Raw genomic sequence first — 23,658 nt, forward strand, 5'->3', positions numbered from 1 at the left:
CGCAGAGCGTCGGGCCGTCGACCACATTCATCCGTTCGGCTCGATTCAGCGTCACGACGCGCACGCCGGGCTGTGAATCATCGATCACGCGCGCGTACGTCATCGGTTGGCGCCGTGCGATGTCCTCCGATATTGGCGTGCGCGCGCCAAGCACGCGCAAATCGACGCCGCCCGACACGCGTCCGGCGCGCTCCCTTACGACGCCCCTGCGCTGTTCATGCAGCCTCCTTGCTGGATGGCCCGACCTGCAACAGTCACCGGCCCCCGCCCGCGCGGATCGTTCTCGATCAGCAACGACAGCCCCGCGCCGATCACGACCGCGATCACGGCCAGCGTGAAATACGCGCCGCGCCAGCCGACATGCGCGATCAGCATGGACGCAAGGGGCGGCATCACCAGCGTGCCGACGCCGATCCCGGCGACCGCGAGCCCCGACGCGAAGCCGCGCCGGCGCACGAACCAGCGCTGCACGGCGCCGACGGCCGGCACGTACGCGCAGCCGACGCCGAGGCCGACACCGAGCCCGTACGCGACATAGACCTGCACCAGCGTATGCGCGGCGCCGGCAGCCGCGAGCCCGATGGCCGTCAGCAGCATCCCGGCGACCGCAAGCCGCCGCGAGCCGAAGCGGTCGGCCAGCGGCCCGCTGACGATGCCGAAACCGAAATACAGGAAGCCGGCGAGCGAGAACACGAGCGAGATCTGCCCGCGCGACGCGGCGAAATCCCGCTGCAGCGACTCGACGAACGCGCTGAACGTGTAGGCGCTGCCGAAACCGACGAACGTGACAGCAAACGCGGCGGCAACCACGTACCAGCCGTAGAAAAGGCGCGACGCGCCCGGGCGGTTCATGACGATGCTCCTCTCAGGTTCCACCGGCCGCCAGGCGGCGTCCGGATTGCCTCATGGATATAGTTGAACTATGTTGATCGCATCGGCCGCCGACAGGCAGTCGCGAAGCATGCGATCCGATGCGTCAACGGTACTCGCGCGTACGCCTCGTCTCAAACGATATTTCGACGGACTTTCGATTTAGAAAAACTGAATGAATCGTTCCCGCCTGCCGCCTCTCAACGCGCTGCGCGCCTTCGAAGCAGCTGCCCGCCACCTGTCGGTGAAAGCGGCTGCCGAAGAGCTGTCGGTCACGCCCGGCGCGGTGAGCCAGATGATCCGCACGCTCGAGACGCATCTCGGCGTGCAGCTGTTCGAGCGCGTCAACCGCGGCATCCTGCTCACGGCCGCCGGCCGCGACTACCTGCCGCCGGTGCGCAACGCATTCAGGCAGATCGCCGATGCGTCGCAGCGCGTGTCGGGTGCTGCCGACAGCGGCGTGCTGACGGTGAGCGTCACGCCTTTCTTCGCATCCGCGTGGCTCGTCCCGCGCCTCGCGCAGTTCCGGGAGGCCTGCCCTGACGTCGACCTGCAGGTCGTCACGAGCCACGCGCTCGCGGATTTTTCGCGCGATGGCGTCGACGTCGCGATCCGTCACGGCCTCGGGCGCTACATCGGGCTGTGCAGCGAGCGCCTGTTGACGGTGGAGATCGTCGCGCTCGCGTCGCCCGAACTCGTCGCGCGGCTCGGCATGCCGGCGACGCCCGCCGATCTCGTCGGCTGGCCGCAGCTGCACGACGCCGAGCGCAAGGGCTGGCACATCTGGTTCGGCGCGCAGCGGATCGACGATTTCGGCCCGCCGCGCGGCCCCGCGTTCGACGATTCGGGCCTGTTGCTGCAGGCGATCGTCGCCGGCCAGGGCGCCGGGCTGCTGCCGGCCGCGATGGTGCGCGGCGAGCTGGCAAGCGGCCGGCTCGTGCAGCTCGCCGACGTCGCGTGGCTCGACGATTTCGCGTACTACCTCGTCTATCCGCCGCATCACGCGGAACGGCCAAAGGTCGCGGCATTCCGTCGATGGATTCTCGACGCCGCACTGGCCGACGGCGCGGCATCGATGTCCGGCGCGTCGTAGCGCCACTCCCCCGGCGCGGCGCGGTTCCCCTGCCGATCGGCTAACATGCGGCCCGGCACCGATAACAACAGACCGAGAGAGACCATGCCTGCCCTGCTCCGCCGCGCCGCGCGCATCGCGACGCTGTCCGCCGCATGCTTCGTTGCGTGCGCCGCGTTGCCCCTTCCGGCACACGCGTACCGCGCACCGCCCGGCTACAGTAACGAAGCCGATCTCGACCGACACGACACGTATCGCAACCGCGACGGCGACACCGTGCACGCCCCCGCGCATTCGAAATCGGGCCGCGTGCCCGAAGGCGCGAGCGCGCGCTGCCGCGACGGCACGTACAGCTTCAGCCGTCACCGGCGCGGCACGTGCTCGGGGCACGGCGGCGTCGCCGCGTGGCTGTAGCCTCGGCCGAACGGCCATACGGACCGCAGCGGCCACCCGCCGCTGTCAGCGACACTCGGCGGCGAAGTACAATAGCCGCTCGCGCCGCCGACACGCGGCGACGCCGCCGCGCCGCGCGCGGCACGCTCCGTACCGAATCACCCGACGCCGCCACGCCCGCGCGCTGCGCGGCAGTCTCAACCACTTCTGAATTTCACACCGAAATGGCCCAATACGTTTTCACGATGAACCGGGTCGGCAAGATCGTGCCGCCCAAGCGCCAGATCCTGAAGGACATCTCGCTGTCGTTCTTTCCCGGCGCGAAGATCGGCGTGCTCGGCCTGAACGGCTCGGGCAAGTCGACGCTGATCCGCATCATGGCGGGCGTCGACAAGGACATCGAAGGCGAAGCGACGCCGATGCCGAACCTGAACATCGGCTACCTGCCGCAGGAGCCGCAGCTCGACCCGACGAAGACGGTGCGCGAAGCCGTCGAGGACGGCCTCGGCGACCTGTTCCAGGCCAACAAGAAGCTCGAGGAAATCTACGCGGCGTACGCGGAGCCGGACGCCGACTTCGACGCGCTCGCAGCCGAGCAGGCGAAGTACGAAGCGATCCTCGCGTCGAGCGACGGCGGCAGCCCCGAGCAGCAGCTCGAAGTAGCCGCCGACGCACTGCGCCTGCCGCCGTGGGACGCCAAGATCGAACACCTGTCGGGCGGTGAAAAGCGCCGCGTCGCGCTGTGCAAGCTGCTGCTCGAAAAGCCCGACATGCTGCTGCTCGACGAGCCGACCAACCACCTCGACGCGGAATCGGTCGACTGGCTCGAGCAGTTCCTGGTGCGCTTCCCGGGCACCGTCGTCGCGGTCACCCACGATCGCTACTTCCTCGACAACGCAGCCGAGTGGATTCTCGAACTCGACCGCGGCCACGGCATTCCGTGGAAGGGCAACTACAGCAGCTGGCTCGACCAGAAGGAAGAGCGCCTGAAGCAGGAAGAAGCGTCGGAATCGGCGCGCCAGAAGGCGATCAAGAAGGAACTGGAGTGGGTGCGCCAGAACCCGAAGGGCCGCCAGGCGAAGTCGAAGGCACGTATCGCGCGCTTCGAGGAGCTGAACAGCCAGGAATACCAGAAGCGCAACGAGACGCAGGAAATCTTCATCCCGGTCGGCGACCGCCTCGGCAACGAAGTGATCGAGTTCAAGAACGTCAGCAAGGCGTTCGGCGACCGCCTGCTGATCGACAACCTGAACCTGAAGATCCCGGCTGGCGCGATCGTCGGCATCATCGGCCCGAACGGCGCCGGCAAGTCGACGCTGTTCCGGATGCTTACGGGCAAGGAACAGCCGGATTCGGGCGAAGTCGTGATGGGGCCGACCGTGAAGCTCGCGTACGTCGACCAGAGCCGCGACGCGCTCGACGGCACGAAGACGGTGTTCGAGGAAATCTCGGGCGGCGCCGACGTGCTGACGGTGGGCAAGTACGAAACGCCGTCGCGCGCGTACATCGGCCGCTTCAACTTCAAGGGCGGCGACCAGCAGAAGATCGTCGGCAACCTGTCCGGCGGTGAACGCGGCCGCCTGCACCTCGCGAAGACGCTGATCTCCGGCGGCAACGTGCTGCTGCTCGACGAACCGTCGAACGACCTCGACGTCGAAACGCTGCGCGCGCTGGAAGACGCGCTGCTCGAATTCGCGGGCTCGGTGATGGTGATCTCGCACGATCGCTGGTTCCTCGACCGGATCGCGACGCACATCCTCGCGTTCGAAGGCGACTCGCAGGTCACGTTCTTCGACGGCAACTACCAGGAGTACGAAGCCGACAAGCGTGCGCGCCTCGGCGAGGAAGCCGCGAAGCCGAAGCGCCTGCGCTACAAGCCGATCAGCCGCTGACCGGCTCGGCCCCAGGGGGCCCGGCACTGCGGCAACGCAGGGCCAGGCACCGAGGGCGGCCGCTTCAGGGCGGCACAACAAAAAAGCGGGCCACTGGCCCGCTTTTTTTATTCGATGGCCGCTGCTCGCTTGTCGCCTACGCGAGCGCGCCCAGTTCGCGCAGCCGCGCCTCGGTCGCCGCCGCGCTCGTGTGATGAATGCCGTGCCAGCCGAGCGCCGTCGCGGCCGCGGCGTTCTTCGCGTTATCGTCGATGAACACCAGTTCGTGCGGCGCGATGCCCGGCAAGTGCGGTTCGATCCGCGCGTGCATCTCGCGGTAGATCGCCGGATCGGGTTTCACGAGCTTCACCCGGCCCGACACGACGATCTCCTTGAAACGCCGAAGCACCGGGAAGTTGTCCCACGCATACGGGAATGTCTGCGCGGACCAGTTCGTCAGCCCGAACAGCGGCATCCCCTGCGCGTCGAGCCGGTCAACGAGCGCGGCGCCTTCGTCGAGCACGCCGCCGATCATCTCGTGCCAGCGCGCGTAGAACGCGCGGATCAACGCCTCGTGCTCGGGGAACTTCGCGACGCGCTCGGCCGTGCCTTCCTCGATCGTCTGCCCGCCGTCCTGGCGGATCACCCAGTCCATCGCGCACACGTGCGTGAGAAACCAGCGACGCTCCGTGTCGTCGGGAATCAGCTCCCGGTAGAGGTACTCGGGGCTCCAGTCGATCAGCACGCCGCCAAAATCGAACACCACGGCCTTGATCGTCATGCGAACTCCGTCGCAAGAACGTCAGCGAGCAGACGCGGCGTCACCGGGTTGCCCGACAGCGTATTGTTTTGCCATACGAAGTGATGGTGCGCGACGATCTGCGCGGCCGACAGGTGCGTACGCTCGTTCGTCGTGTGCAGGTCGGACACGACGGTCGTGCGGTAGCCGAGCAGCGCCGCGCGGCGCGCGGCCGAATCGACGCAGAACTCGGTCGCATAGCCGCAGATCAGCACCGAACGGATACCGTGGCGGTCGAGCTGCGCCGCGAGCGGCGTGTCGTGGAACGAATCGCTCATCTGCTTGCGCACGTGCCAGTCGTCGTTCCCGACGACCAGCCCCGCATGCAGCTCCCAGCCCGGCGTGCCGGGCACGATGTCGTCGTCCGCATCGCCGTCATGCTGCACGAAGCACACGGGCGCGTTCGCCGCGCGTGCCGCCGCCGTCAGACGGTTGATACCCGATACCACGTCATCGAGCCGGTAAGCGGGCTGCGCCCGCTGCACCAGCCCGCGCTGCATGTCGACCACGATCACTGCGGTGCCTGCCATTGCTTGCCCTCGGTTGTGTCGTTCGGCCGTTGCCCGGCCGTTATCGCTTGTTGTGTCAGATCGGCTGCGTGCGTGCGTCGAGCCACGCCTTCGCATCGCCACTCAGGTGCCGGCCGACGCGCTCACGCACCGTCGCGTGATACGTGTTCAGCCACGCGCGCTCGTCGTCGTGCAGCATCTCGATCAGCACGCAGCGCGTGTCGATCGGGCACAGCGTCAGGGTCTCGAACGCGAGGAAATCGCCGAATTCCGTCTGCCCGGCCGCGCGGTTCACGACCAGGTTCTCGATCCGGATGCCCCACTGGCCGGGACGGTACACGCCCGGCTCGATCGACGTGATCATGCCCTCTTCCATCGCCGTGTGCGGCTCGGCCGGCGCGTAGTGCGAGATCACCTGCGGGCCTTCGTGCACGTTCAGGAAGTAGCCGACGCCATGCCCCGTGCCGTGGCCGTAGTCGAGCCCGGCCGCCCACATCGGTGCGCGCGCGATCGCGTCGAGCATCGGCGAGCGGATGCCGCGCGGGAAGCGGGCGCGCGACAGCGCCATCATCGACTTCAGCACGATCGTGAAATCGCGCCGCTGCAGGTCGCTGACGGTGCCGACCGGCACGACGCGCGTGATGTCGGTCGTCCCCGTCACGTACTGGCCGCCCGAATCGATCAGCAGCAGGCCGTCGCCGGCGATCGTCGCGTGCGACTCCGGCGTCGCGTGGTAGTGCGGCATCGCGCCGTTCGCGTTGAAACCCGCGATCGTCGCGAAGCTCGCCGACACGTAGCCGGGGCGCCGCGCACGTGCGGCCGTGAGTTTTTCCTCGATCGTCAGCTCGGTGATCGTCTCGCGGTTCACGGCCTGCTCGAACCACGTGAAGAATTCCGCGAGTGCTGCACCGTCGTGTTCCATCGTCACGCGCACGTGCTCGATCTCCGCGGACGTCTTGCGCGACTTCGCGAACGTCGACGGATTCACGGCCTCGACGAGCTTCACGCCGGCCGGCACGGCCTCGAGCGTGCCGAACGTCACGCGGCGCGGGTCGATCAGCAGCGTCGCACCGTCAGGCAGCGCCGCAAGCGCGGCGCGCGCGGCGTCGTAGGCGCGAACGTCGACGCCATCCTTCGCGAGCGACGCGGCCAGCGCCGGCGACACCTTGCCGTCGGCGACGAACAGCGTCGCGCGATCGGCGCCGATCATTGCGTGCGCAACGAATACGGGATTGAAGTTGACGTCGGCGCCGCGCAGGTTGAACAGCCATGCGAGGTCGTCGAGCGTCGACACGAAATGCCATTGCGCACCCTGCGCGTGCATCGCGCGGCGCACTTCGGCCAGCTTGCTCGCGCGCGTCGTGTCGGCCTGCGGCGCCGTGTGCTCGAACACCGCGTCGCCGGGCAGACCCGGCCGCTCGGGCCAGATCGCGTCGAGCAGGTCGAGGTCGGTGCGCAGCGCGATGCCGCGTGCGTTCAGCGCGCTCGTCAGCCCGCGTGCGGCCGCGACGCCGAGCACGGCGCCGTCGACGCCGACCGTCGCACCGGCCGCCACGTTCTGCGCAAGCCAGTCGACGTGCGGCGCGCTCTGCTGTCCGCCCGTCATCTTCATCAGTTGCACGCCCGTGCCGGCCAGTTCGGCATCGGCCTGCACCCAGTAGCGGCTGTCGACCCACAACCCCGCGAAATCCGCGGTCACGACCAGCGTGCCGACCGAGCCCGTGAAGCCGGACAGCCAGCGGCGGGCCTGCCAGCGCTCGGGCAGGTACTCGGACAGATGGGGATCGGCGGACGGCACGAGATAGGCGGCCAGGTCCTCGCGGGCCATGGCGCCACGCAGCAGCGCGAGGCGGGCCGGCACCGGCGAGACTTCGGGAAGACGGGCATTCATGATTTCACCTGAGAACATTCAGCGACGGGCCGACAGCGCAACCGTCACGGCTACGACGAGGAACGCGACACCGGTGCAGACCGGCCATTCGAGCGTCTCGCCATCGTAAAACAGTCCGGAGAGATTGCCGGCCATGCGGGCCGCGCCGGCACCGACGATGCCGGCGAGCACCGCGATCCACCACGCCGGCCGGCCCGTGCGCCGCATCGGATGCAGCCATCGGCCGAACAGCCCGACGGCCGCTCCCAGGACAAGGATTCCAAACCAGTTCATTCGACGCCTTCTATAAATTCAGATTCGTCCCATAGGCGTGAACGTTGCCAGCGGCTAGCATCGATTCATCCATCGAACCCGAGACCAGCCGGGTGCCGCCAACATTCGAGTGTAGGGGCCGACTCGACGTTATGGCAAGCGCGCGCCGGCGGCCGTATTGAAGAAACTCTCATGCGAATCGCTCTGATCGATCCGGACGCGCGCCATGCCGCGCTCCTGAACCGCCTGCTCTTTGCGGGTGGTCATGTGTGCCACGCGTTTCCGTCCAGCACGGCGTTCTTCGAGTGGCTCGCCACCGACACCTGCGACATGCTGATCACCGGCCATTGGGCCGGCGACCAGCCGGCCGAGGAAGTCATTCCGCGCGCGCAGACCATCCTGCCCGGGCTGCCGGCCATCGCCGTGATGCAGTTGCCGCGCGAAAGCGAAATCGTGTCGTGCCTGCACGCAGGCGCCGACGATTGCCTCGTGCGTCCCGTGAGCGGGCCCGAGATGCTCGCGCGCGTCAACGCACTGAGCCGGCGCGCCGGCGTGCGCCGGCCACCCACCCGCTCGCGTGAAATGTATGGCGAATACGCTTTCGACGCCACGCACTGCCTCGTTCGCTTCGGCGACGCAATCGTTTCACTCACGCCGAAGGAGTTCCGGTTTGCGCAGTTGCTGTTCACGAACCTGTCGCGGCCGGTGTCGCGCGCCCATATCCTCGAAACGGTGTGGGCGCGCCGCCGCGACATGAAGTCGCGCACGCTCGATACCCACGCATCCCGGCTGCGCAGCAAACTGCAGCTGCTTCCGGAGCGCGGCTACCGGCTGCTGCCGCTCTACGGCTACGGCTATCAGCTCGACCGCGTGCCGATCGAGCCCCCAAATTCGCGGCCCCGGCACGCTGATGCCCGGTATGCGGCGAGTGAGGAAATCGCTGAAACGCTATAATATGGGGCTAAACGATAGCCCTCGATATGCAACTCCTCACGATCGGAATCAATCACCACACTGCGCCTGTCGCCCTGCGCGAACGCGTGGCGTTTCCGCTCGAGCAGATCAAGCCGGCTCTCGTCACGTTCAAGAACGTGTTTCTCGGCCCGCAGGCACCCAATACGCCCGAAGCGGCGATCCTCTCCACCTGCAACCGCACCGAACTGTATTGCGCGACAGACGATCGCGCGGCACGCGAAGGCGCGGTCCGCTGGCTGTCGGAGTATCACCGGATTCCGGTCGACGAACTCGCGCCGCACGTCTATGCACTGCCGCAATCGGAAGCGGTCCGGCACGCATTTCGCGTCGCATCCGGCCTCGATTCGATGGTGCTCGGCGAAACCCAGATTCTGGGCCAGATGAAGGACGCCGTCCGCACCGCGACGGAAGCCGGCGCACTCGGCACCTATCTGAACCAGCTGTTCCAGCGCACGTTCGCGGTGGCGAAGGAAGTGCGCGGCACGACCGAAATCGGCACGCAGTCGGTGTCGATGGCCGCCGCCGCGGTGCGCCTCGCGCAACGGATCTTCGAAAAAGTGTCCGATCAGCGCGTGCTGTTCATCGGCGCCGGCGAAATGATCGAGCTGTGCGCCACGCACTTCGCTGCGCAAGGCCCGCGCGAACTCGTCGTCGCGAACCGTACGGCCGAGCGCGGCCAGCGGCTTGCCGAGCGCTTCAACGGCCGTGCAATGCCGCTCGCCGATCTGCCGACCCGCATGCACGAATTCGACATCATCGTGTCGTGCACGGCGTCGACGCTGCCGATCATCGGCCTCGGCGCAGTCGAGCGCGCGGTGAAGGCGCGCCGCCACCGCCCGATCTTCATGGTCGACCTCGCGGTGCCGCGCGACATCGAGCCCGAAGTCGGCAAGCTGAAGGACGTGTTCCTCTATACCGTCGACGATCTCGGCGCGATCGTGCGCGAAGGCAACGCATCGCGCCAGGCCGCGGTCGCGCAGGCCGAAGCGATCATCGAGACGCGCGTGCAGAATTTCATGCAATGGCTCGACACGCGCAGCGTCGTGCCGGTGATCCGTCACATGCATACGCAGGCCGACGCGCTGCGCCGCGCCGAAGTCGACAAGGCGCAGAAGCTGCTCGCGCGCGGCGACGATCCGGCCGCCGTACTCGAAGCGCTGTCGCAGGCGCTGACCAACAAGCTGATCCACGGCCCGACGAGCGCGCTCAACCGCGTGAACGGCGCCGATCGCGATTCGCTGATCGACCTGATGCGCGGCTTCTACCAGCACGCACCGCGCTCGAACGACCAGTCCGGCCACTAGCGCCGGCCGATCGCCCTGCCGCCGGCCGCGTGCCGGCCTATCCTTTCCGAATACCCCTTGCCCGGGAGCGCCGCTCCACACCATGAAGACGAGCATGCAACGCAAGCTCGACCAGCTGTCCACACGGCTGGCCGAACTGAACGACCTGCTGAGCCGCGAAAACGTCACGGCCGACCTCGACCAGTACCGCAAGCTCACACGTGAACACGCGGAACTCGGGCCGGTGGTCGAACAGTACGCGCTGTGGCGCCAGTCGCGCAGCGACGAGACGGCTGCCCAGGAACTGCTCGGCGATCTGTCGATGCGCGACTTCGCGGAAGACGAGATCCGCAGCGCGCGCGAGAGCATGTCCCGCCTCGAGACCGAGCTGCAGAAGATGCTGCTGCCGAAGGATCCGAACGACGAGCGCAACATCTTCCTCGAAATCCGTGCGGGCACGGGCGGCGACGAATCGGCGCTGTTCGCGGGCGACCTGCTGCGCATGTACCTGCGCTTCGCGGAACGCCAGCGCTGGCAGGTCGAAATGATGTCGGAAAGTGCGTCGGATCTCGGCGGCTACAAGGAAGTGATCGTGCGGATCGCGGGCCAGGGCGCGTATTCGCGCCTGAAGTTCGAATCGGGCGGCCATCGCGTGCAGCGCGTGCCCGCCACCGAAACGCAGGGGCGCATCCACACGTCCGCGTGCACGGTCGCGGTGATGCCGGAAGCCGACGAAATCGGCGAGGTCGAGATCAATCCGGCCGACCTGCGGATCGACACGTTCCGCGCGTCCGGCGCCGGCGGCCAGCACATCAACAAGACCGATTCGGCCGTGCGCGTCACGCACATCCCGACCGGGATCGTCGTGGAGTGCCAGGACGACCGTTCGCAGCACAAGAACAAGGATCGCGCGCTGAAGGTGCTCGCCGCGCGCATCAAGGACAAGCAGTATCACGAGCAGCACGCGAAGGAAGCCGCGACGCGCAAGAGCCTGATCGGCTCCGGCGACCGCTCGGAACGGATCCGCACGTACAACTTCCCGCAGGGCCGGATGACCGACCACCGGATCAACCTGACGCTGTACCGGCTCGAGGCGCTCATGGACGGCGACCTCGACGAACTGATCAGCGCGCTGGTCAGCGAACACCAGGCCGAACTGCTCGCGTCGCTCGGCGATGCCGACTGAGGCCGCGATGCCCGACACCACCGCCGACGAACTGCTGCGCGCGTCGCCGCTCGACGCGGTCGACGCGCGCGTGTTGCTCGCGCACGCGCTCGGCTGGACCCGCACGCAACTGATCACGCGCGGCGATGCACCGCTCGACGTAGCCGCGGTCGAACGCTACCGTGCGCTCGAGGCACGCCGCCTGGCCGGCGTGCCCGTCGCCCAGCTCGTCGGGATGCGCGAATTCTTCGGCCGGCCGTTCGACGTGACGCCCGACGTGCTCATCCCGCGCCCGGAAACCGAACTGCTCGTCGAAGCCGCACTGGATGCGATCGACGGGCTGCCGCATCCGGCCGTGCTCGATCTCGGTACGGGCAGCGGCGCGATCGCCGTATCGATCGCCGCCGAGCGTCCCGATGCGCGCGTGTGGGCGCTCGACCGTTCGCCGGCCGCACTCGCGGTCGCGCAATGCAACGCCGGCAAGCTGCTCGACGCGCGCCGCCCCGGCGGCCCGCTGCACTGGCTGGAGAGCGACTGGTATGCGGCGCTCGATCCGGCGCTCGCATTCGACACGATCGTCAGCAACCCGCCGTACATCGCGCAGCACGATCCGCACCTCGCGCAGGGCGACCTGCGTTTCGAGCCGCGCGGCGCACTCACCGACGATGCCGACGGCCTCAGCGCGATCCGCACGATCGTCGCGGGCGCCGGCTCTTATCTGAAACCGGGCGGCACGCTCTGGATCGAGCACGGCTACGACCAGGCCGAGGCCGTGCGCGCAGTGCTCGCATCGCACGGCTTCGTCGCGGTCGAATCGCTCGCCGATCTGGCCGCCATCGAACGGACGACAGGCGGCCGCCTGCCGGGCTGATGCCCGGCCCGCCCGGTTGAAATCCGCTATCATTTCGATCTAACGCCCCGCTAACGCAAGGTCAGTCATGGACACCCAACAACGTATCAAGCAAATCGTCGACGAAAACCAGGTCGTGCTCTTCATGAAGGGCAACGCACAATTCCCGATGTGCGGCTTTTCGGGCCGCGCCATCCAGGTGCTGAAGGCCTGCGGCGTCGACCAGTTCAAGACGGTCAACGTCCTCGAAGACGACGAGATCCGCCAGGGCATCAAGGCATTCTCGAACTGGCCGACCATCCCGCAGCTCTATGTGAAGGGCGAATTCATCGGCGGCTCGGACATCATGATGGAGATGTACCAGTCGGGCGAACTGCAGCAACTGTTCGCCGCCGCGTAATACGCGTCGTCCCCTTTCGATGGCATCTCCCAGCGCGCCGCCACGCCGGCTGATCGTCGCGATCACCGGCGCCACCGGCGCGATCTACGGCGTACGGCTGCTCGACCTGCTGCGCGCTGCCGGCGGCGTCGAAACGCACCTGCTGATCTCGAACGCCGGCTGGCTCAATATCCAGCACGAACTGAAGCTGTCGAAGGCCGATGTCGAAAGCCGCGCGGACGTCGTGCATTCGGTGCGCGACGTCGGCGCGACAATCGCCTCGGGGTCGTTCGCGACCGACGGGATGGTGATCGCGCCCTGCTCGATGAAGACGCTCGCGAGCGTCGCACACGGGCTGTCCGACAACCTGATCACGCGCGCGGCCGACGTCACCTTGAAGGAACGCCGCCGCCTCGTGCTGATGGTGCGCGAAACGCCGTTCAACCTCGCGCATCTGCGCAACATGACGGCCGTCACCGAGATGGGCGGCATCGTCTTCCCGCCGCTGCCTGCGTTCTACGCGATGCCGAAGACGATCGAGGAACTCGTCGACCAGACCGTCACGCGCGTGCTCGACCTGTTCGCGCTCAGCGCACCGCTGACGACGCCGTGGGCCGGCATCCGGCACGTCCAGTAAAGGCACGTCCGCGCAGAGTCCGTTCTTCGCGCATCTTCGCCGATTTCCGCGGAAATCCATTCGATTTCACGAATACAGCGCCCACCTGCCGTGGGACGCATTGCGTCGCCCGGATTATCAACAAACAAGCGCCAATCAAATTCCGTAACGCGGATTTATCAATATTCGGTGTGCGCCTATAGTCACAGGCAAATCCCTTTGCAGGCCACCACCATGAACCGCTTGCCTTCGCTCTACCTGTCCCACGGCGCCCCGACGCTGCCGATCGACCCGACGCTGCCGTCCGGCGCGTTCACCCACCTCGCCGCCGAACTGCCGCGTCCACGCGCGGTACTGATGCTGTCCGCGCACTGGGGCACGCAGCGCCCCGTCGCCAGCATCGCCGCGCATCCGGAAACGATCCACGATTTCTACGGCTTTCCGCAGGCGCTGTACGACATCCGCTACCCGGCACCCGGCGCGCCCGACGTCGCCGAGCGCGCGGCCGGGCTGCTGAATGCGGCCGGCATCGAGACCGCAACGACCGAGCACGGTCTCGACCACGGCGCGTGGGTGCCGATGCTGCTGATGTTCCCGGAAGCCGACGTGCCGGTGGCGCAGTTGTCGATCCAGCCGCGCGCGGATGCCGCCCACCACTTCGCGCTCGGCCGCGCGCTGCGACCGCTGCGCGACGAAGGCGTGATGGTGATCGGCTCCGGCCAGATCACGCACAACCTGCGCGCCGCCGATTTCGGTGCGGCACCGGAGGATGCGGACCCGCGGGTCACGGAATTCACCGACTGGTTCGAGGCGAAGCTGGCCGCGCGCGACGTCGACGCGCTGCTCGACTACCGCCGGCAGGCGCCGCACGCGGCGCTGATGCATCCGACCGACGAGCATCTGCTGCCGGTATTCACGGCGCTCGGCGCGGCGGACGACGACTACCAGCTCGGCATCCAGTCGCTCGGCACGTATCAGCGCGTACTCGCGATGACGAACTACGTGTTCGCGAGCCCGGCCGCCTGAGCCGCGTACGACAACCGTCGACCGCCGAACAAAAAGCCCGCCCGAGCATTGCTCGGGCGGGCTTTTTTCCGCTGCTTGCTGCCGCCGCCGAATCCGGCGGCAGGTCACGCGTCAGGCACCGATCCCTTCGAGGATCTCGTCGTGCGATTCGCGCTCGTCGAGATACTTGGTCCGGTAGCCGGTATTCACGCCCCAGAAGTAGAACACCAGTGCGATTGCCGCGACGACCAGCATGTCCCAGCCGTACGGCAGCACGCCGTGACCGCCGAATTCCTTGCTGCCGATCAGCGACAGCACGGCCATCGTCGGCAGGTAGGCGACCAGCCACCATGCGGCCTTCAGGTCGTCACCCCAGCCGGTCCAGCCCGACTTCGCCTGGAAGTAGAAGTACACCGGCAGCGCGACGATCATCAGCAGGATGATTTCGCCCGTCAGCGGCCACTTCGCCCAGTACAGGATCAGCGACGCGCAGACGAATGCGAACGGTGCGATCAGCTTCATCAGCGGAATCGACAGCGGACGCTTGATGTCGGTCGCCGCGCGGCGCAGCGCCATCAGGCTGATCGGGCCGGTCAGGTACGAGATCACCGTCGCCACCGAGATCACTGCCGCGAGCGAGCTCCAGCCGCGGAAGAAGAACAGGAAGATGAACGAGACGAGCAGGTTGAACCACATCGCCTGGCGCGGCACACCGTAGAGCGGGTGCACGTTGCCGAACATCTTCGGCATCGTGTTGTTGCGCTCCATCGCGTAGATCATGCGGGTGGTCGTTGCCATGTACGTCGTGCCGGTGCCGCTCGGGCTGACGAATGCGTCGACGTACAGCAGGATCGCGAGCCAGTTCAGGTTAAGCGCGATCGCCAGTTCGGCGAACGGCGACTTGAAGTTGAAGTGCGACCAGCCCTGCGCGACGTCGGCCGGATTCACCGAGCCGATGTACGCCATCTGCAGCAGCACGTAGATCACGAGCGCGATCAGGATCGACGTGATCACCGCGAACGGCACGCTGCGCGACGGGTTGCGCGCTTCGCCCGCGAGGTTCACCGGGCTCTGGAAGCCGTTGAACGCGAACACGATGCCGCTCGTCGCGACCGCGGTCAGCACCGCCGACCAGCCGTACGGCGCAAAGCTTGCATTCGATGCGGTGCCGAGGTTTTCCGGATGGTAGCTCGTCAGCATCAGGCCGAGGATCGTGAGGCCGGGGATCAGGAACTTGAAGATCGTGATCGTGGTGTTCGCACGGGCAAACGCCTTCACGCCCCAGTAGTTCAACAGGAAGTAGATGACGACCAGCACCGCGGACAGCAGCAGCCCGGGTACCGTCAACTCGCCGTTCACGAACAGCGCGTGCGCCCACGGATACGGCCACGTACTCATGTACTGGATCGACGCTTCAGCCTCGATCGGAATCACCGATACGATCGCGATCCAGTTCGCCCACGCGCTGATGAAGCCGACCAGCGAACCATGCGAGTAGCGCGCGTAGCGCACCATGCCGCCCGACTCGGGGAACATCGCGCCCAATTCCGCGTACGTCAGTGCAATTGCGAGAATCACGACAGCGCCGATGATCCATGCGCAGATCGCCGCCGGACCGGCAATCTTCGCGGCCTTCCAGGCGCCGAACAGCCAGCCCGAGCCGATAATCGAACCCAGCCCCGTCAGCATCAATGCAAACGGGCCGATGTTCCGTTGAATAGAACTCTTCACATCCTCTCCTGTGTCTCAAAAAGCATGGTCGGCCCGCGGTCCGGGATCGGCTCGGACTGCACCGCGCACGCAATTTTGGGGGGGCGAGTCACCCGATCAGGGCAACCCGTCCACGCGGCGCGTAGTTTAACGGTTGCACCTGAAACGTGGCGCCAAAATCGTTCGGCCCCTACAAAAAATTCGCGTCGTTTGCAAGCTTTGTAAACCTGATCTCCGCAATAACCCTGAGTCCACGGAAATACGGTTGACCACGCGATTGATAAGCCGTATAAAGGACTTCGCAGGATTTCAAGTGGCGAGTGAATTGGTTCTTTCGTAGTTCGCCCATCAACGGTACTCCGGTTGGTCCTATTACCCCTTCCTTGATTTTCCGCACCCCATGGGCCTCGGCCCCGTTTTATCTTTTTAGGAACAAGTAACATGGCAACCGGTACCGTCAAGTGGTTCAATGACGCAAAGGGCTTCGGCTTCATCACCCCGGAAGGCGGCGGCGACGATCTGTTCGCGCACTTCTCGGAAATCCGCGTCGAAGGCTTCAAGACGCTGCAAGAAAACCAGAAGGTTGAATTCGAAGTGAAGACGGGCCCGAAGGGTCTGCAAGCTGCGAACATCCGTCCGGTCTAAGCTTGGCGCGATAATTCGTGAAAAAAGCCCCGCTTCGGCGGGGCTTTTTGTTTTTCGGCGCCAGTTGTCCGACATGGCGGCTTTTCAGCCGCCCGCATTCAACCGAACAATCGCTGCGCGTGAATGCCGAGACCCGTCGCGACACTCGCGAGGCGGTCGCCGAATACCGGTTGCGCATCCGGGAACGCACCCGCCAGTGCGCCCGACAGGAACGCGAGCCCGGTCGAGCCGCCGGTGAAATACAGCGCGCCGACATCGCGCGGCGCAACACCCGCGAGCCGCACCGTCTCGCGCGCGGCGTCGACGATGCGTGCGGTATCGTCGTGGCTCGCGTCGACGAGCCGGTCGGCATCGAACGCGATCTGCAGATCCTCTTCCACGTCGTTCAGGTCGATCATCGTCTCCCCGCCCGCCGCGACACCGATCTTCGCTTCTTCCGCGCGCGCCATCAGTGCATGCCCGAGCCGCTGCTCGACCACGCTCGTGAGCCGGTCGTACTGCTGCACCTGCTGGTACAGGTGCTTCATCAGCTTCAGCTCGCCCAGCCGCTTCGGCGTGTAGACCGTGTTGATCAGGTGCCAGGTGGCGAGATCGAAGTAGATCTTGTTCGGCAGTTCGCGCCCTTCGGGGTCGAGCGAACGGTAGCCGAACGCCGGCAGGATCGCTGCGAGTTCGACACGCCGGTCGTAGTCGGTGCCCGCGACGTGTACGCCGTGGTGGGCCAGCACGTCGTCCTTGCGCTCGAGCCGCGCCATCCGTTCGGGCCCGACGCGCACCAGCGAGAAGTCGGACGTACCGCCGCCGATGTCGGCGACGAGCACGAGGCGCTCGGCCTGCTGGCGCGACTCGTAGTCGAACGCGGCAGCGATCGGTTCGTACTGGAAGTGCACGTCCGTGAAGCCGACCGACCGCGCGGCCGCCTCGAGCTGGTCCTGGGCGAGGCGGTCGGCACGCGGATCGTCGTCGACGAAGAACACCGGCCGGCCAAGCACCGCACGGCCGATCGACGCCCCCGCGCGGGCTTCCGCCTTGCGCTTCAGGTGCGTCAGGAAGCGCGCGATGATTTCCGTGTACGCAATCGCGCTACCGTCGCCGAGATCGGTCGTGGTTTCCGCGAGCGGCGAGCCGAGGATGCTCTTCATCGAGCGCATCAGCCGGCCGTCGAAGCCGTCGATATAGGAGGCCAGCGCCGCACGGCCGTATTCGACCGTCTCTTCGTCATTGTTGAAGAAGATCGCGGTGGGCAGCGTCAGGTGGTCGCCCTCGACGGGCGCGAGGCGCATGCCGTCGCCGTCGGGCAGCGCCACGGCGGAGTTGGACGTGCCGAAATCGATCGCGCAGTAAGTCATGGGAAGGTGCCGCAGCAGGGCCGGCGCGAAAACGGAAAGGACGGGCTTTTTAACATGAAGCCCGCGGGATCACAACCGGGGCCGGCCACCGGTGCCGCGCAACGGGCCTCGGCGGGACGGCGCGCGGCCTGGCGCGCCGGGGGGAAACACGCGGGCGGGATGCGCGCTGCAGCCCGTCCGCCTGACGGGTCAGGCTGCCGCGTCGAAACCCTTCTTCCACGCGCCTGCATAGACGACCTCGCCGATCGCATGGCGCGTGCGCGGCGCCTTCTCGCGATCGCGCAGCACCGGATCGAGCTTGTCGACGTTGCCGTAGTGACCGAGCGAGATGATCGACGGAATCGCGACGTCGGCCGGAATCGCGAACGCGTCGCGGAACGCCTTCGCGTCGAAGCCGCTCATCTGATGGGCGGCCAAGCCCAGCGCGTGCGCCTGCAGCACCAGCGACATCGCGGCGGCGCCCGCGTCGTACAGCGCGGTGGGGGCCGGTTCACCCTTCGGCGTGAGCGTGTGTGCGGTCACCGCGATCAGCACGGGCGCCGGCGCATTCCAGCCCTGGTTGAACGGCACCAGCGTCGCGAACGCGTGCTTGAATGCGTCTTCGTCCTGCGTGCGGTCGAATACGATGAAGCGCCACGGCTGCGCGTTATAGGCAGACGGCGCCCAGCGGGCGGCTTCGAGCACCGCATGCAGATCACCGGCGCTGACGGCTTCATCCGAATACGCGCGCGGGCTCCAGCGGCCCGCGATCAGATCGTGAATCGAAACAGTGGTGGGAGCAGGTTTGACGGACATGCGGTTCCTCGCTGACATCGATGAAGGGGCGCGAACGCCCGGCGAACCGCAAGCATACTCGCTTGAGCCGATGCGCGCCCGATCCTCCCGCGCTATGCAAATCTCCGTGCGTGCATTGCCCGTCCGACCGCCGCGCGGCCGGCCGGGCGGCCGGACTGCTGCGCTCAGGCCGCCTGTGCGGCTGCGCGCGACGGGCCGCGGTTGATCCGCAGCACGATCAGCGCACCGATGATGCACAACCCGCCCGAGATCATCGACGCGATCGTGTAAGTGCCGAGGCTCGCACGCAGCAGCCCGGCGCCGAGCGCCGCGAACGCCGCGCCGAGCTGGTGGCCGGCGACGATCCAGCCGAATACGACCGGCGCCGCGGCCTTGCCGAACACGTCGGTCGCGAGGCGCACCGTCGGCGGCACGGTCGCGATCCAGTCGAGCCCGTAGAACATCGCGAACAGCGGCAGCCCGAAGAAATCGATCCCGAACGCGTGCGGCAGGTAGATCAGCGACAGGCCGCGCAGCCCGTAGTACCAGAACAGCAGCACGCGATTGTCGTAACGGTCGGACAGCCAGCCCGACAGCGTCGTGCCGAACAGGTCGAACACGCCCATCGCGGCGAGCAGCGATGCGCCCTGCACTTCGGTCATCCCGTAGTCGCTGCACATCGCGATCAGGTGCGTGCCGACGTAACCGTTGGTGCTCGCACCGCAGATGAAGAAGCTGAAGAACAGCAGCCAGAAATCGCGCGAACGGCTCGCGGTCAGCAGCGTACGGAACGCAACCGCGAGCGGATTCTCCTTCGTCGCCTCGGGCGCCGGCGGCGCATCGGCCGGCTCGCCGTACGGGCGCAGCTGCAGGTCGGCCGGCCGCTCGGGCAGCAGGAACGCAACGAGCGGAATCACGATCGCGGCGGCCGCCGCAACGACCAGCACGACCGGCCGCCAGCCGTGGTGCTGCGCGATCGCCGCGAGCATCGGCAGGAACACGAGCTGGCCGGTGGCCGTGCTCGCGGTCAGGATGCCCATGATCAGGCCGCGCCGCGCATGGAACCAGCGCGTGACGAAGGTCGCGGACAGCGTCAGCGCGACGACGCCCGACGAGCAGCCGACCATCAGGCCCCAGATCACTACCATCTGCCAGCTCTGCGTCATCATCGACGACAGCGCGACGCCCGCGCACATCGTCACGAGCGCGGTGAGGATCGTCGGGCGCAGCCCGAAGCGCTGCATGGCGGCGGCCGCGAACGGACCCGTCAGTCCGTACAGCGCGATGTTCACCGAAATCGCCAGCGAAATCGTCGCGCGGCTCCAGCCAAGCTCGCGTTCGAGCGGCACCATCAGCACGCTCGGCGTCGCGCGTGTGCCGGCTGCCGCCAGCAGGATCAGGAATACCACCGCCGCCGCGAGCCATCCGTAGTGGAAGCGCCCGCCGATTCGTGTCACCGCCCAGTTCATCTTCGCGTTCTCCAGTTGGCGGCGCCAGCGCCTTCGCACCCGCTCCGCCCCAACCCAGCCAGGCCACCTCCGCCGCACGCTGCATCGGCTGACCCGGGCCGACGCTTGGCATTTGTCTGTTGATCCGTTCGGCATTGTTACCGACCGGTCACAAGTGTGTTGCGATCGTAGTGACCAATCGGTAACATGTCAAGCAATTCAATATGCAGTCGAGGGTCATCATGTCGGGCATCGAGATCGCCAAACCGCAGGCGCGCCGCACGCGCCGGCCGATCGACGGCGCCACCGCGCAGGAGCACCTGCTACGCGCCGCCGAAGAGCTGTTTTACAAGGAAGGGGTGCGGACGGTTGGCGTCGAGGCGGTCGTGGAGCGTGCGGGCGTCAACAAGATGAGCCTGTACCGCCAGTTCTCGTCGAAGGACGAGCTGATCCTCGCGTACCTGGAGCGGATGGATGCGTGCTTCTTCGACCGCTTCAACACGAGCGTCGCGAAGCACCCGGGCCAGCCGAAAGCGCAGCTGATCCAGTATTTCGTCGATCTCGCCGAGCGCGCGACGCAGAAGGATTACCGCGGCTGCCCGTTCGTCAACGTCGCGGCCGAATTCCCGGATGCGTCGCACCCGGCGCGCGAGCGCGTCGCGCAGAACAAGGAACAGCTGATGAAGCGGCTCGTCGCGCTGTGCGAAGACGCCGGTGCACGGCAGCCGCAGGCGCTCGCCGACTCGCTCGCGCTGGTGATCGAAGGCATCTATGCGGCAAGCCAGACCTATCGGCACGGCGAAACGCCGATCGGCGTCGCGCCCGCGCTCGTCACGCAGTTGATCGAAGCCGCCTGCGCGTGACGGCGCGCCCGCTACAATGCGGCCCTCGCCGCCCTTCCGCCCGACTGGTTTCACGATGACCGACACCCGCCCCGAATCGCACGACGACATCCTCGCCGCCACGCGGCACTGGCTCGCGCGCGCAGTGATCGGGCTCAATCTGTGCCCGTTCGCGAAAAGCGTCTATGTGAAGGAACAGGTGCGCTACGCGATCAGCGAAGCGACGACGCTGGAAGATGCACTCGCCGAACTCGAAACGGAGCTGCGCGCGCTCGACGCGGCGGACCCGCAGCAGGTCGACACGACGCTCGTGATCTTCCCGCATGCGTTCGCCGATTTCGTCGACTACAACGATGCGCTGTTCTTTGCCGACCGGCTGGTGCGGCAACTGCGGCTCGACGGCGTGCTGCAGATCGCGAGCTTCCATCCGGACTACCGGTTCGAAGGCAGCGAGCCCGACGACATCGAGAACTACACGAACCGCGCGCCGTATCCGATCCTGCACCTGCTGCGCGAGGACAGCATCGCGCGCGCGGTCGACGCGTTCCCGGACGCGTCCGCGATCTACGAAAAGAATCAGGAAACGCTGCGCCGCCTCGGCCACGACGGCTGGCGCGAATGGATGCGCCGGCCGGGCGACGACGTCTGAAGCACCGCGCAACGTGCGGCGCGCGGCGCGCGGCGCGCGGCGCGGCGAGCGCGACGCGCCCTCCCGCGTGTCGGTCAGCTAGCGGCCGGTTCGACGGCCTCGTCGCCCGCCGCCGCTTCCGGCACGAAAAATCGTGCGTTCAGCTCGGCAAGCCCGAACATCCCGAGGATCTCGTTCAACCGCTCGCCGGGCCGCCGGCGCGGCAGGTTCTTGTACTGCGCGATGATCAGCTCGTTCTTCATCGAATGCTCCCAGCCGACCAGTTCGGTCACGCTGACCTGGTAGCCGTGCGCTTCGAGTTGCAGGCAGCGCAGCACGTTGGTGATCTGGCTGCCGAATTCGCGCGTATGCAGCGGATGCCGCCACACTTCCGTCAGCGCGTTCGCGAGCGACTTGCCCTTGTTCTTGCGCAGCACGCCCGCGACTTCCGCCTGGCAGCACGGCACCAGCACGATGTGCTGCGCGCGCTTCGCGAGCGCGAAGCGGATCGCGTCGTCGGTCGCCGTGTCGCACGCGTGCAGCGCGGTGACGACGTCGACCGTCTCAGGCAGTTTCGGCGACGTGATCGAATCGGCAACCGACAGGTTCAGGAACGACATGCCGCCGAACCCGAGCCGCGCGGCAAGCTCGGCCGAACGCGTGACGAGCTCCTCGCGGGTCTCGATCCCGTACACGTGCGACGCGAACGCCGGCGTGCCGTGCCCCGGCTGCTGCTTGAAGAACAGGTCGTACAGGATGAAGCCGAGATACGACTTGCCGGCACCGTGATCGACGAGCGTCACGTTGCTTTTGTCGGCCTGCACGCCGGCCAGCAGCGGCTCGATGAACTGGAACAGGTGATAGACCTGCTTCAGCTTGCGGCGGCTGTCCTGGTTCAGCTTCCCGTCGCGGGTGAGGATGTGCAGTTCCTTCAGCAGCTCGACGGACTGCTCCGGGCGGATTTCGTGGGTCTTGTTCGACATCGTGAAGCGGCGCCGGGCCACGGTCGGTCGACCACGGCCCGGCGGCGGGAATTCGTGAGGAATGGCGATAGTTTACCGAAAATGCGCGGTCAGGCGCGTGCGCCGAGCCGCCAGAGCGACGTGACCTCGGCCTGGCGTGCCGCGTGCAGCGGATCGTCGGCGTCCATCGCCTTCGGGTGCGCGGGGCGGATGTCGTCTCGGCCAAGCACGACGAGGCCGGCTTCGTCGATCCATTGCAGCAGCGTGTCGCGCGGCCGCAGGCCGAGATGCTCGGCGAAATCGGACAGGATCAGCCAGCCTTCGCCGCCCGGCTCGAGGTGTGCGGCGAGCCCCGCGAGGAAACCGCGCAGCATGCGGCTGTCCGGATCGTAGACCGCGTATTCGATCGGTGCGCTCGGCCGGGCCGGCACCCACGGCGGGTTGCAGACCACGAGCGGCGCACGGCCGGCCGGGAACAGGTCGGCTTCGACGACTTCGACGCGATTCGCGTGGCCCAGCCGTTCGACGTTCTCGCGCGCACAGGCGAGCGCCCGTGCGTCCTGGTCGGTCGCGACGACACGCTCGACGCCGCGCGACGCAAGCACGGCCGCCAGCACGCCGGTGCCCGTGCCGATGTCGAACGCGAGCGATGTTGCCGGCAGCGGCGCGCGCGCGACGAGTTCGACGTATTCGCCACGCACCGGCGAGAACACGCCGTAGTGCGGATGGATCGGCGCGCCGCCGAGCGCCGGGATCGGCACGCCCTTCTTGCGCCATTCATGCGCGCCGACGAGGCCGAGCAGTTCGCGCAACGACACGACCGACGGCGCGCCGCCGGGCCCGTACGCCTCTTCGCATGCGGCACGCACATCAGGCGCGCGGCGCAGCGGGATCGTGTAGTCGGCATCGAGCGGGATCAGCAGCATGCCGAGCGTGCGGGCGCGCTGCGACTGCGCGAGACGATGCAGGTTGAATGCGTCGGCGCCGGCCGCGGCTTTCGCCTTCTTCGGCTTGCGTTCGACACGGCGCGCCATCGCCTGCACGAGCTGGCGCGCATTCTGGAAGTCGCCCTGCCAGACGAGCGCGGTGCCCTCGCAGGCAAGGCGGTAGGCCGCGTCGGCGGTGAGGCGGTCGTCGGCGGGCACCGCGCGCTTCGGCGGTTGCACGCCGGCTTCGGAGCGCCAGTGCACGGCATGATCGGCGCCGTCGGCGTCGGTCCAGTGGAAAACAGGGAAATCGGTCACGCGAACTCGGTTACGGTTGGCTTCAACGGGCGGCACGACCGTATTTCGGGCGCCGCGCGGCTCACACCATACCGCGCTTTGCCCGCGCGGCAAAGCGCGGGGCGGCGGCCCGCGGCACGCGCCGTC

At 67.2% G+C, this 23,658-nt stretch carries 23 protein-coding genes and 1 pseudogene; 13 read left to right on the top strand and 11 right to left on the bottom strand.

The features are described from left to right. Positions 1 to 261 precede the first annotated feature (261 nt). Positions 262 to 852: pseudogene (locus G3O00_RS24335) on the bottom strand (MFS transporter); the annotation flags it as partial. Positions 853 to 1,045: 193 nt separating this feature from the next. On the opposite strand from G3O00_RS24335, the gene gcvA reads away from it, so the two are divergent. The 3 genes from gcvA (at position 1,046) to ettA (ending at position 4,227) form a co-directional block, all read left to right on the top strand. Next, complete coding sequence (gene gcvA / locus G3O00_RS24340; protein ID WP_011350802.1) at positions 1,046 to 1,963, top strand: transcriptional regulator GcvA; 918 nt, start codon at positions 1,046 to 1,048, stop codon at positions 1,961 to 1,963. Between the two features lie 84 nt (positions 1,964 to 2,047). Continuing rightward, positions 2,048 to 2,356 carry a DUF3761 domain-containing protein gene (locus G3O00_RS24345; RefSeq protein WP_206144558.1) on the top strand — a complete coding sequence of 103 codons (309 nt, stop codon included), beginning with the start codon at positions 2,048 to 2,050 and terminating at the stop codon, positions 2,354 to 2,356. A gap of 203 nt (positions 2,357 to 2,559) precedes the next feature. Beyond that, on the top strand, positions 2,560 to 4,227 hold the full coding sequence (ettA, locus tag G3O00_RS24350; protein WP_011350800.1) for an energy-dependent translational throttle protein EttA: 1,668 nt from the start codon (positions 2,560 to 2,562) through the stop codon (positions 4,225 to 4,227). Positions 4,228 to 4,363: 136 nt separating this feature from the next. On the opposite strand, the gene G3O00_RS24355 is transcribed toward ettA, so the two are convergent. The 4 genes from G3O00_RS24355 to G3O00_RS24370 are packed head-to-tail and all read right to left on the bottom strand — an operon-like array spanning position 4,364 to position 7,678. Beyond that, a complete protein-coding gene (locus G3O00_RS24355) occupies positions 4,364 to 4,987 on the bottom strand; it encodes an HAD-IA family hydrolase (protein WP_174936003.1) in 624 nt (207 codons plus the stop codon). Beyond that, the gene (locus G3O00_RS24360; protein ID WP_174936002.1) at positions 4,984 to 5,535 is read right to left on the bottom strand and encodes a cysteine hydrolase family protein; all 552 of its coding nucleotides are present in this window, start codon (positions 5,533 to 5,535) and stop codon (positions 4,984 to 4,986) included. Before G3O00_RS24360 ends, G3O00_RS24355 begins: the two co-directional genes overlap by 4 nt. A gap of 55 nt (positions 5,536 to 5,590) precedes the next feature. Continuing rightward, the gene (locus tag G3O00_RS24365; RefSeq protein WP_174935999.1) at positions 5,591 to 7,405 is read right to left on the bottom strand and encodes an aminopeptidase P family protein; all 1,815 of its coding nucleotides are present in this window, start codon (positions 7,403 to 7,405) and stop codon (positions 5,591 to 5,593) included. Positions 7,406 to 7,423: 18 nt separating this feature from the next. After that, positions 7,424 to 7,678, bottom strand: a complete 255-nt coding sequence (locus G3O00_RS24370; RefSeq protein ID WP_011350796.1) for a hypothetical protein — start codon at positions 7,676 to 7,678, stop codon at positions 7,424 to 7,426. Between the two features lie 171 nt (positions 7,679 to 7,849). On the opposite strand from G3O00_RS24370, the gene G3O00_RS24375 reads away from it, so the two are divergent. From G3O00_RS24375 to G3O00_RS24405, 7 genes are all read left to right on the top strand, one after another. After that, positions 7,850 to 8,611 (top strand): response regulator transcription factor, encoded by a 762-nt coding sequence (locus G3O00_RS24375; protein WP_011350795.1) that lies wholly within the window; start codon positions 7,850 to 7,852, stop codon positions 8,609 to 8,611. Positions 8,612 to 8,637: 26 nt separating this feature from the next. Continuing rightward, positions 8,638 to 9,936, top strand: coding sequence for a glutamyl-tRNA reductase (gene hemA / locus G3O00_RS24380; protein ID WP_011350794.1), 1,299 nt, complete (start codon positions 8,638 to 8,640; stop codon positions 9,934 to 9,936). An 82-nt stretch (positions 9,937 to 10,018) separates the two neighbouring features. Then, a complete protein-coding gene (prfA, locus tag G3O00_RS24385) occupies positions 10,019 to 11,101 on the top strand; it encodes a peptide chain release factor 1 (protein ID WP_011350793.1) in 1,083 nt (360 codons plus the stop codon). A 7-nt stretch (positions 11,102 to 11,108) separates the two neighbouring features. Further along, positions 11,109 to 11,951, top strand: a complete 843-nt coding sequence (gene prmC / locus G3O00_RS24390) for a peptide chain release factor N(5)-glutamine methyltransferase (RefSeq protein WP_206144559.1) — start codon at positions 11,109 to 11,111, stop codon at positions 11,949 to 11,951. 67 nt (positions 11,952 to 12,018) lie between these two features. Next, positions 12,019 to 12,330: a Grx4 family monothiol glutaredoxin gene (grxD, locus tag G3O00_RS24395; RefSeq protein ID WP_011350791.1), complete on the top strand. Its 312-nt coding sequence runs from the start codon at positions 12,019 to 12,021 to the stop codon at positions 12,328 to 12,330. A 19-nt stretch (positions 12,331 to 12,349) separates the two neighbouring features. Beyond that, a complete protein-coding gene (locus tag G3O00_RS24400) occupies positions 12,350 to 12,946 on the top strand; it encodes a UbiX family flavin prenyltransferase (RefSeq protein WP_206144560.1) in 597 nt (198 codons plus the stop codon). 213 nt (positions 12,947 to 13,159) lie between these two features. Then, positions 13,160 to 13,951, top strand: coding sequence for a class III extradiol ring-cleavage dioxygenase (locus G3O00_RS24405; RefSeq protein WP_011350789.1), 792 nt, complete (start codon positions 13,160 to 13,162; stop codon positions 13,949 to 13,951). A gap of 111 nt (positions 13,952 to 14,062) precedes the next feature. Here G3O00_RS24405 and G3O00_RS24410 read toward each other — a convergent pair whose 3' ends face one another. Next, a complete protein-coding gene (locus tag G3O00_RS24410) occupies positions 14,063 to 15,661 on the bottom strand; it encodes an APC family permease (RefSeq protein ID WP_206144561.1) in 1,599 nt (532 codons plus the stop codon). A 420-nt stretch (positions 15,662 to 16,081) separates the two neighbouring features. Between G3O00_RS24410 and G3O00_RS24415 the strand changes: the two genes are divergently transcribed. Beyond that, positions 16,082 to 16,285: a cold-shock protein gene (locus tag G3O00_RS24415; protein WP_006477070.1), complete on the top strand. Its 204-nt coding sequence runs from the start codon at positions 16,082 to 16,084 to the stop codon at positions 16,283 to 16,285. A gap of 98 nt (positions 16,286 to 16,383) precedes the next feature. Here the strand turns inward: G3O00_RS24415 and G3O00_RS24420 are convergent, their stop codons facing one another. From G3O00_RS24420 to G3O00_RS24430, 3 genes are all read right to left on the bottom strand, one after another. Further along, positions 16,384 to 17,634 carry an Hsp70 family protein gene (locus G3O00_RS24420; RefSeq protein WP_174935993.1) on the bottom strand — a complete coding sequence of 417 codons (1,251 nt, stop codon included), beginning with the start codon at positions 17,632 to 17,634 and terminating at the stop codon, positions 16,384 to 16,386. Between the two features lie 189 nt (positions 17,635 to 17,823). Next, complete coding sequence (locus G3O00_RS24425) at positions 17,824 to 18,429, bottom strand: nitroreductase family protein (protein ID WP_174935991.1); 606 nt, start codon at positions 18,427 to 18,429, stop codon at positions 17,824 to 17,826. Positions 18,430 to 18,593: 164 nt separating this feature from the next. Beyond that, positions 18,594 to 19,877, bottom strand: coding sequence for an MFS transporter (locus G3O00_RS24430; protein WP_011350785.1), 1,284 nt, complete (start codon positions 19,875 to 19,877; stop codon positions 18,594 to 18,596). A 221-nt stretch (positions 19,878 to 20,098) separates the two neighbouring features. Between G3O00_RS24430 and G3O00_RS24435 the strand changes: the two genes are divergently transcribed. Together G3O00_RS24435 and G3O00_RS24440 are read left to right on the top strand one after the other, a co-directional pair. After that, a complete protein-coding gene (locus G3O00_RS24435; protein ID WP_174936036.1) occupies positions 20,099 to 20,719 on the top strand; it encodes a TetR/AcrR family transcriptional regulator in 621 nt (206 codons plus the stop codon). Positions 20,720 to 20,774: 55 nt separating this feature from the next. Continuing rightward, positions 20,775 to 21,347: a DUF1415 domain-containing protein gene (locus G3O00_RS24440; RefSeq protein WP_206144562.1), complete on the top strand. Its 573-nt coding sequence runs from the start codon at positions 20,775 to 20,777 to the stop codon at positions 21,345 to 21,347. Positions 21,348 to 21,421: 74 nt separating this feature from the next. On the opposite strand, the gene G3O00_RS24445 is transcribed toward G3O00_RS24440, so the two are convergent. Further along, complete coding sequence (locus G3O00_RS24445; RefSeq protein WP_011350782.1) at positions 21,422 to 22,309, bottom strand: SAM-dependent methyltransferase; 888 nt, start codon at positions 22,307 to 22,309, stop codon at positions 21,422 to 21,424. A gap of 89 nt (positions 22,310 to 22,398) precedes the next feature. After that, positions 22,399 to 23,532: a class I SAM-dependent methyltransferase gene (locus G3O00_RS24450; RefSeq protein ID WP_206144563.1), complete on the bottom strand. Its 1,134-nt coding sequence runs from the start codon at positions 23,530 to 23,532 to the stop codon at positions 22,399 to 22,401. Positions 23,533 to 23,658 lie beyond the last annotated feature (126 nt).

The organism is Burkholderia sp. Ac-20384 (assembly GCF_017104605.1).
GTDB classification, from domain to species: Bacteria; Pseudomonadota; Gammaproteobacteria; order Burkholderiales; family Burkholderiaceae; genus Burkholderia; species Burkholderia lata.

Bases quoted from the DNA above. Each gene is read 5' to 3' on its own strand.
- G3O00_RS24370 (WP_011350796.1), bottom strand. From the start codon at position 7,678: ATGAACTGGTTTGGAATCCTTGTCCTGGGAGCGGCCGTCGGGCTGTTC.
- gcvA (WP_011350802.1), top strand. From the start codon at position 1,046: ATGAATCGTTCCCGCCTGCCGCCTCTCAACGCGCTGCGCGCCTTCGAA.
- G3O00_RS24435 (WP_174936036.1), top strand. From the start codon at position 20,099: ATGTCGGGCATCGAGATCGCCAAACCGCAGGCGCGCCGCACGCGCCGG.
- G3O00_RS24425 (WP_174935991.1), bottom strand. From the start codon at position 18,429: ATGTCCGTCAAACCTGCTCCCACCACTGTTTCGATTCACGATCTGATC.
- G3O00_RS24355 (WP_174936003.1), bottom strand. From the start codon at position 4,987: ATGACGATCAAGGCCGTGGTGTTCGATTTTGGCGGCGTGCTGATCGAC.
- G3O00_RS24430 (WP_011350785.1), bottom strand. From the start codon at position 19,877: ATGAACTGGGCGGTGACACGAATCGGCGGGCGCTTCCACTACGGATGG.
- G3O00_RS24415 (WP_006477070.1), top strand. From the start codon at position 16,082: ATGGCAACCGGTACCGTCAAGTGGTTCAATGACGCAAAGGGCTTCGGC.
- hemA (WP_011350794.1), top strand. From the start codon at position 8,638: ATGCAACTCCTCACGATCGGAATCAATCACCACACTGCGCCTGTCGCC.
- G3O00_RS24445 (WP_011350782.1), bottom strand. From the start codon at position 22,309: ATGTCGAACAAGACCCACGAAATCCGCCCGGAGCAGTCCGTCGAGCTG.
- G3O00_RS24405 (WP_011350789.1), top strand. From the start codon at position 13,160: ATGAACCGCTTGCCTTCGCTCTACCTGTCCCACGGCGCCCCGACGCTG.
- ettA (WP_011350800.1), top strand. From the start codon at position 2,560: ATGGCCCAATACGTTTTCACGATGAACCGGGTCGGCAAGATCGTGCCG.
- G3O00_RS24375 (WP_011350795.1), top strand. From the start codon at position 7,850: ATGCGAATCGCTCTGATCGATCCGGACGCGCGCCATGCCGCGCTCCTG.
- prfA (WP_011350793.1), top strand. From the start codon at position 10,019: ATGAAGACGAGCATGCAACGCAAGCTCGACCAGCTGTCCACACGGCTG.
- prmC (WP_206144559.1), top strand. From the start codon at position 11,109: ATGCCCGACACCACCGCCGACGAACTGCTGCGCGCGTCGCCGCTCGAC.
- G3O00_RS24365 (WP_174935999.1), bottom strand. From the start codon at position 7,405: ATGAATGCCCGTCTTCCCGAAGTCTCGCCGGTGCCGGCCCGCCTCGCG.
- G3O00_RS24400 (WP_206144560.1), top strand. From the start codon at position 12,350: ATGGCATCTCCCAGCGCGCCGCCACGCCGGCTGATCGTCGCGATCACC.
- G3O00_RS24345 (WP_206144558.1), top strand. From the start codon at position 2,048: ATGCCTGCCCTGCTCCGCCGCGCCGCGCGCATCGCGACGCTGTCCGCC.
- grxD (WP_011350791.1), top strand. From the start codon at position 12,019: ATGGACACCCAACAACGTATCAAGCAAATCGTCGACGAAAACCAGGTC.
- G3O00_RS24440 (WP_206144562.1), top strand. From the start codon at position 20,775: ATGACCGACACCCGCCCCGAATCGCACGACGACATCCTCGCCGCCACG.
- G3O00_RS24420 (WP_174935993.1), bottom strand. From the start codon at position 17,634: ATGACTTACTGCGCGATCGATTTCGGCACGTCCAACTCCGCCGTGGCG.
- G3O00_RS24360 (WP_174936002.1), bottom strand. From the start codon at position 5,535: ATGGCAGGCACCGCAGTGATCGTGGTCGACATGCAGCGCGGGCTGGTG.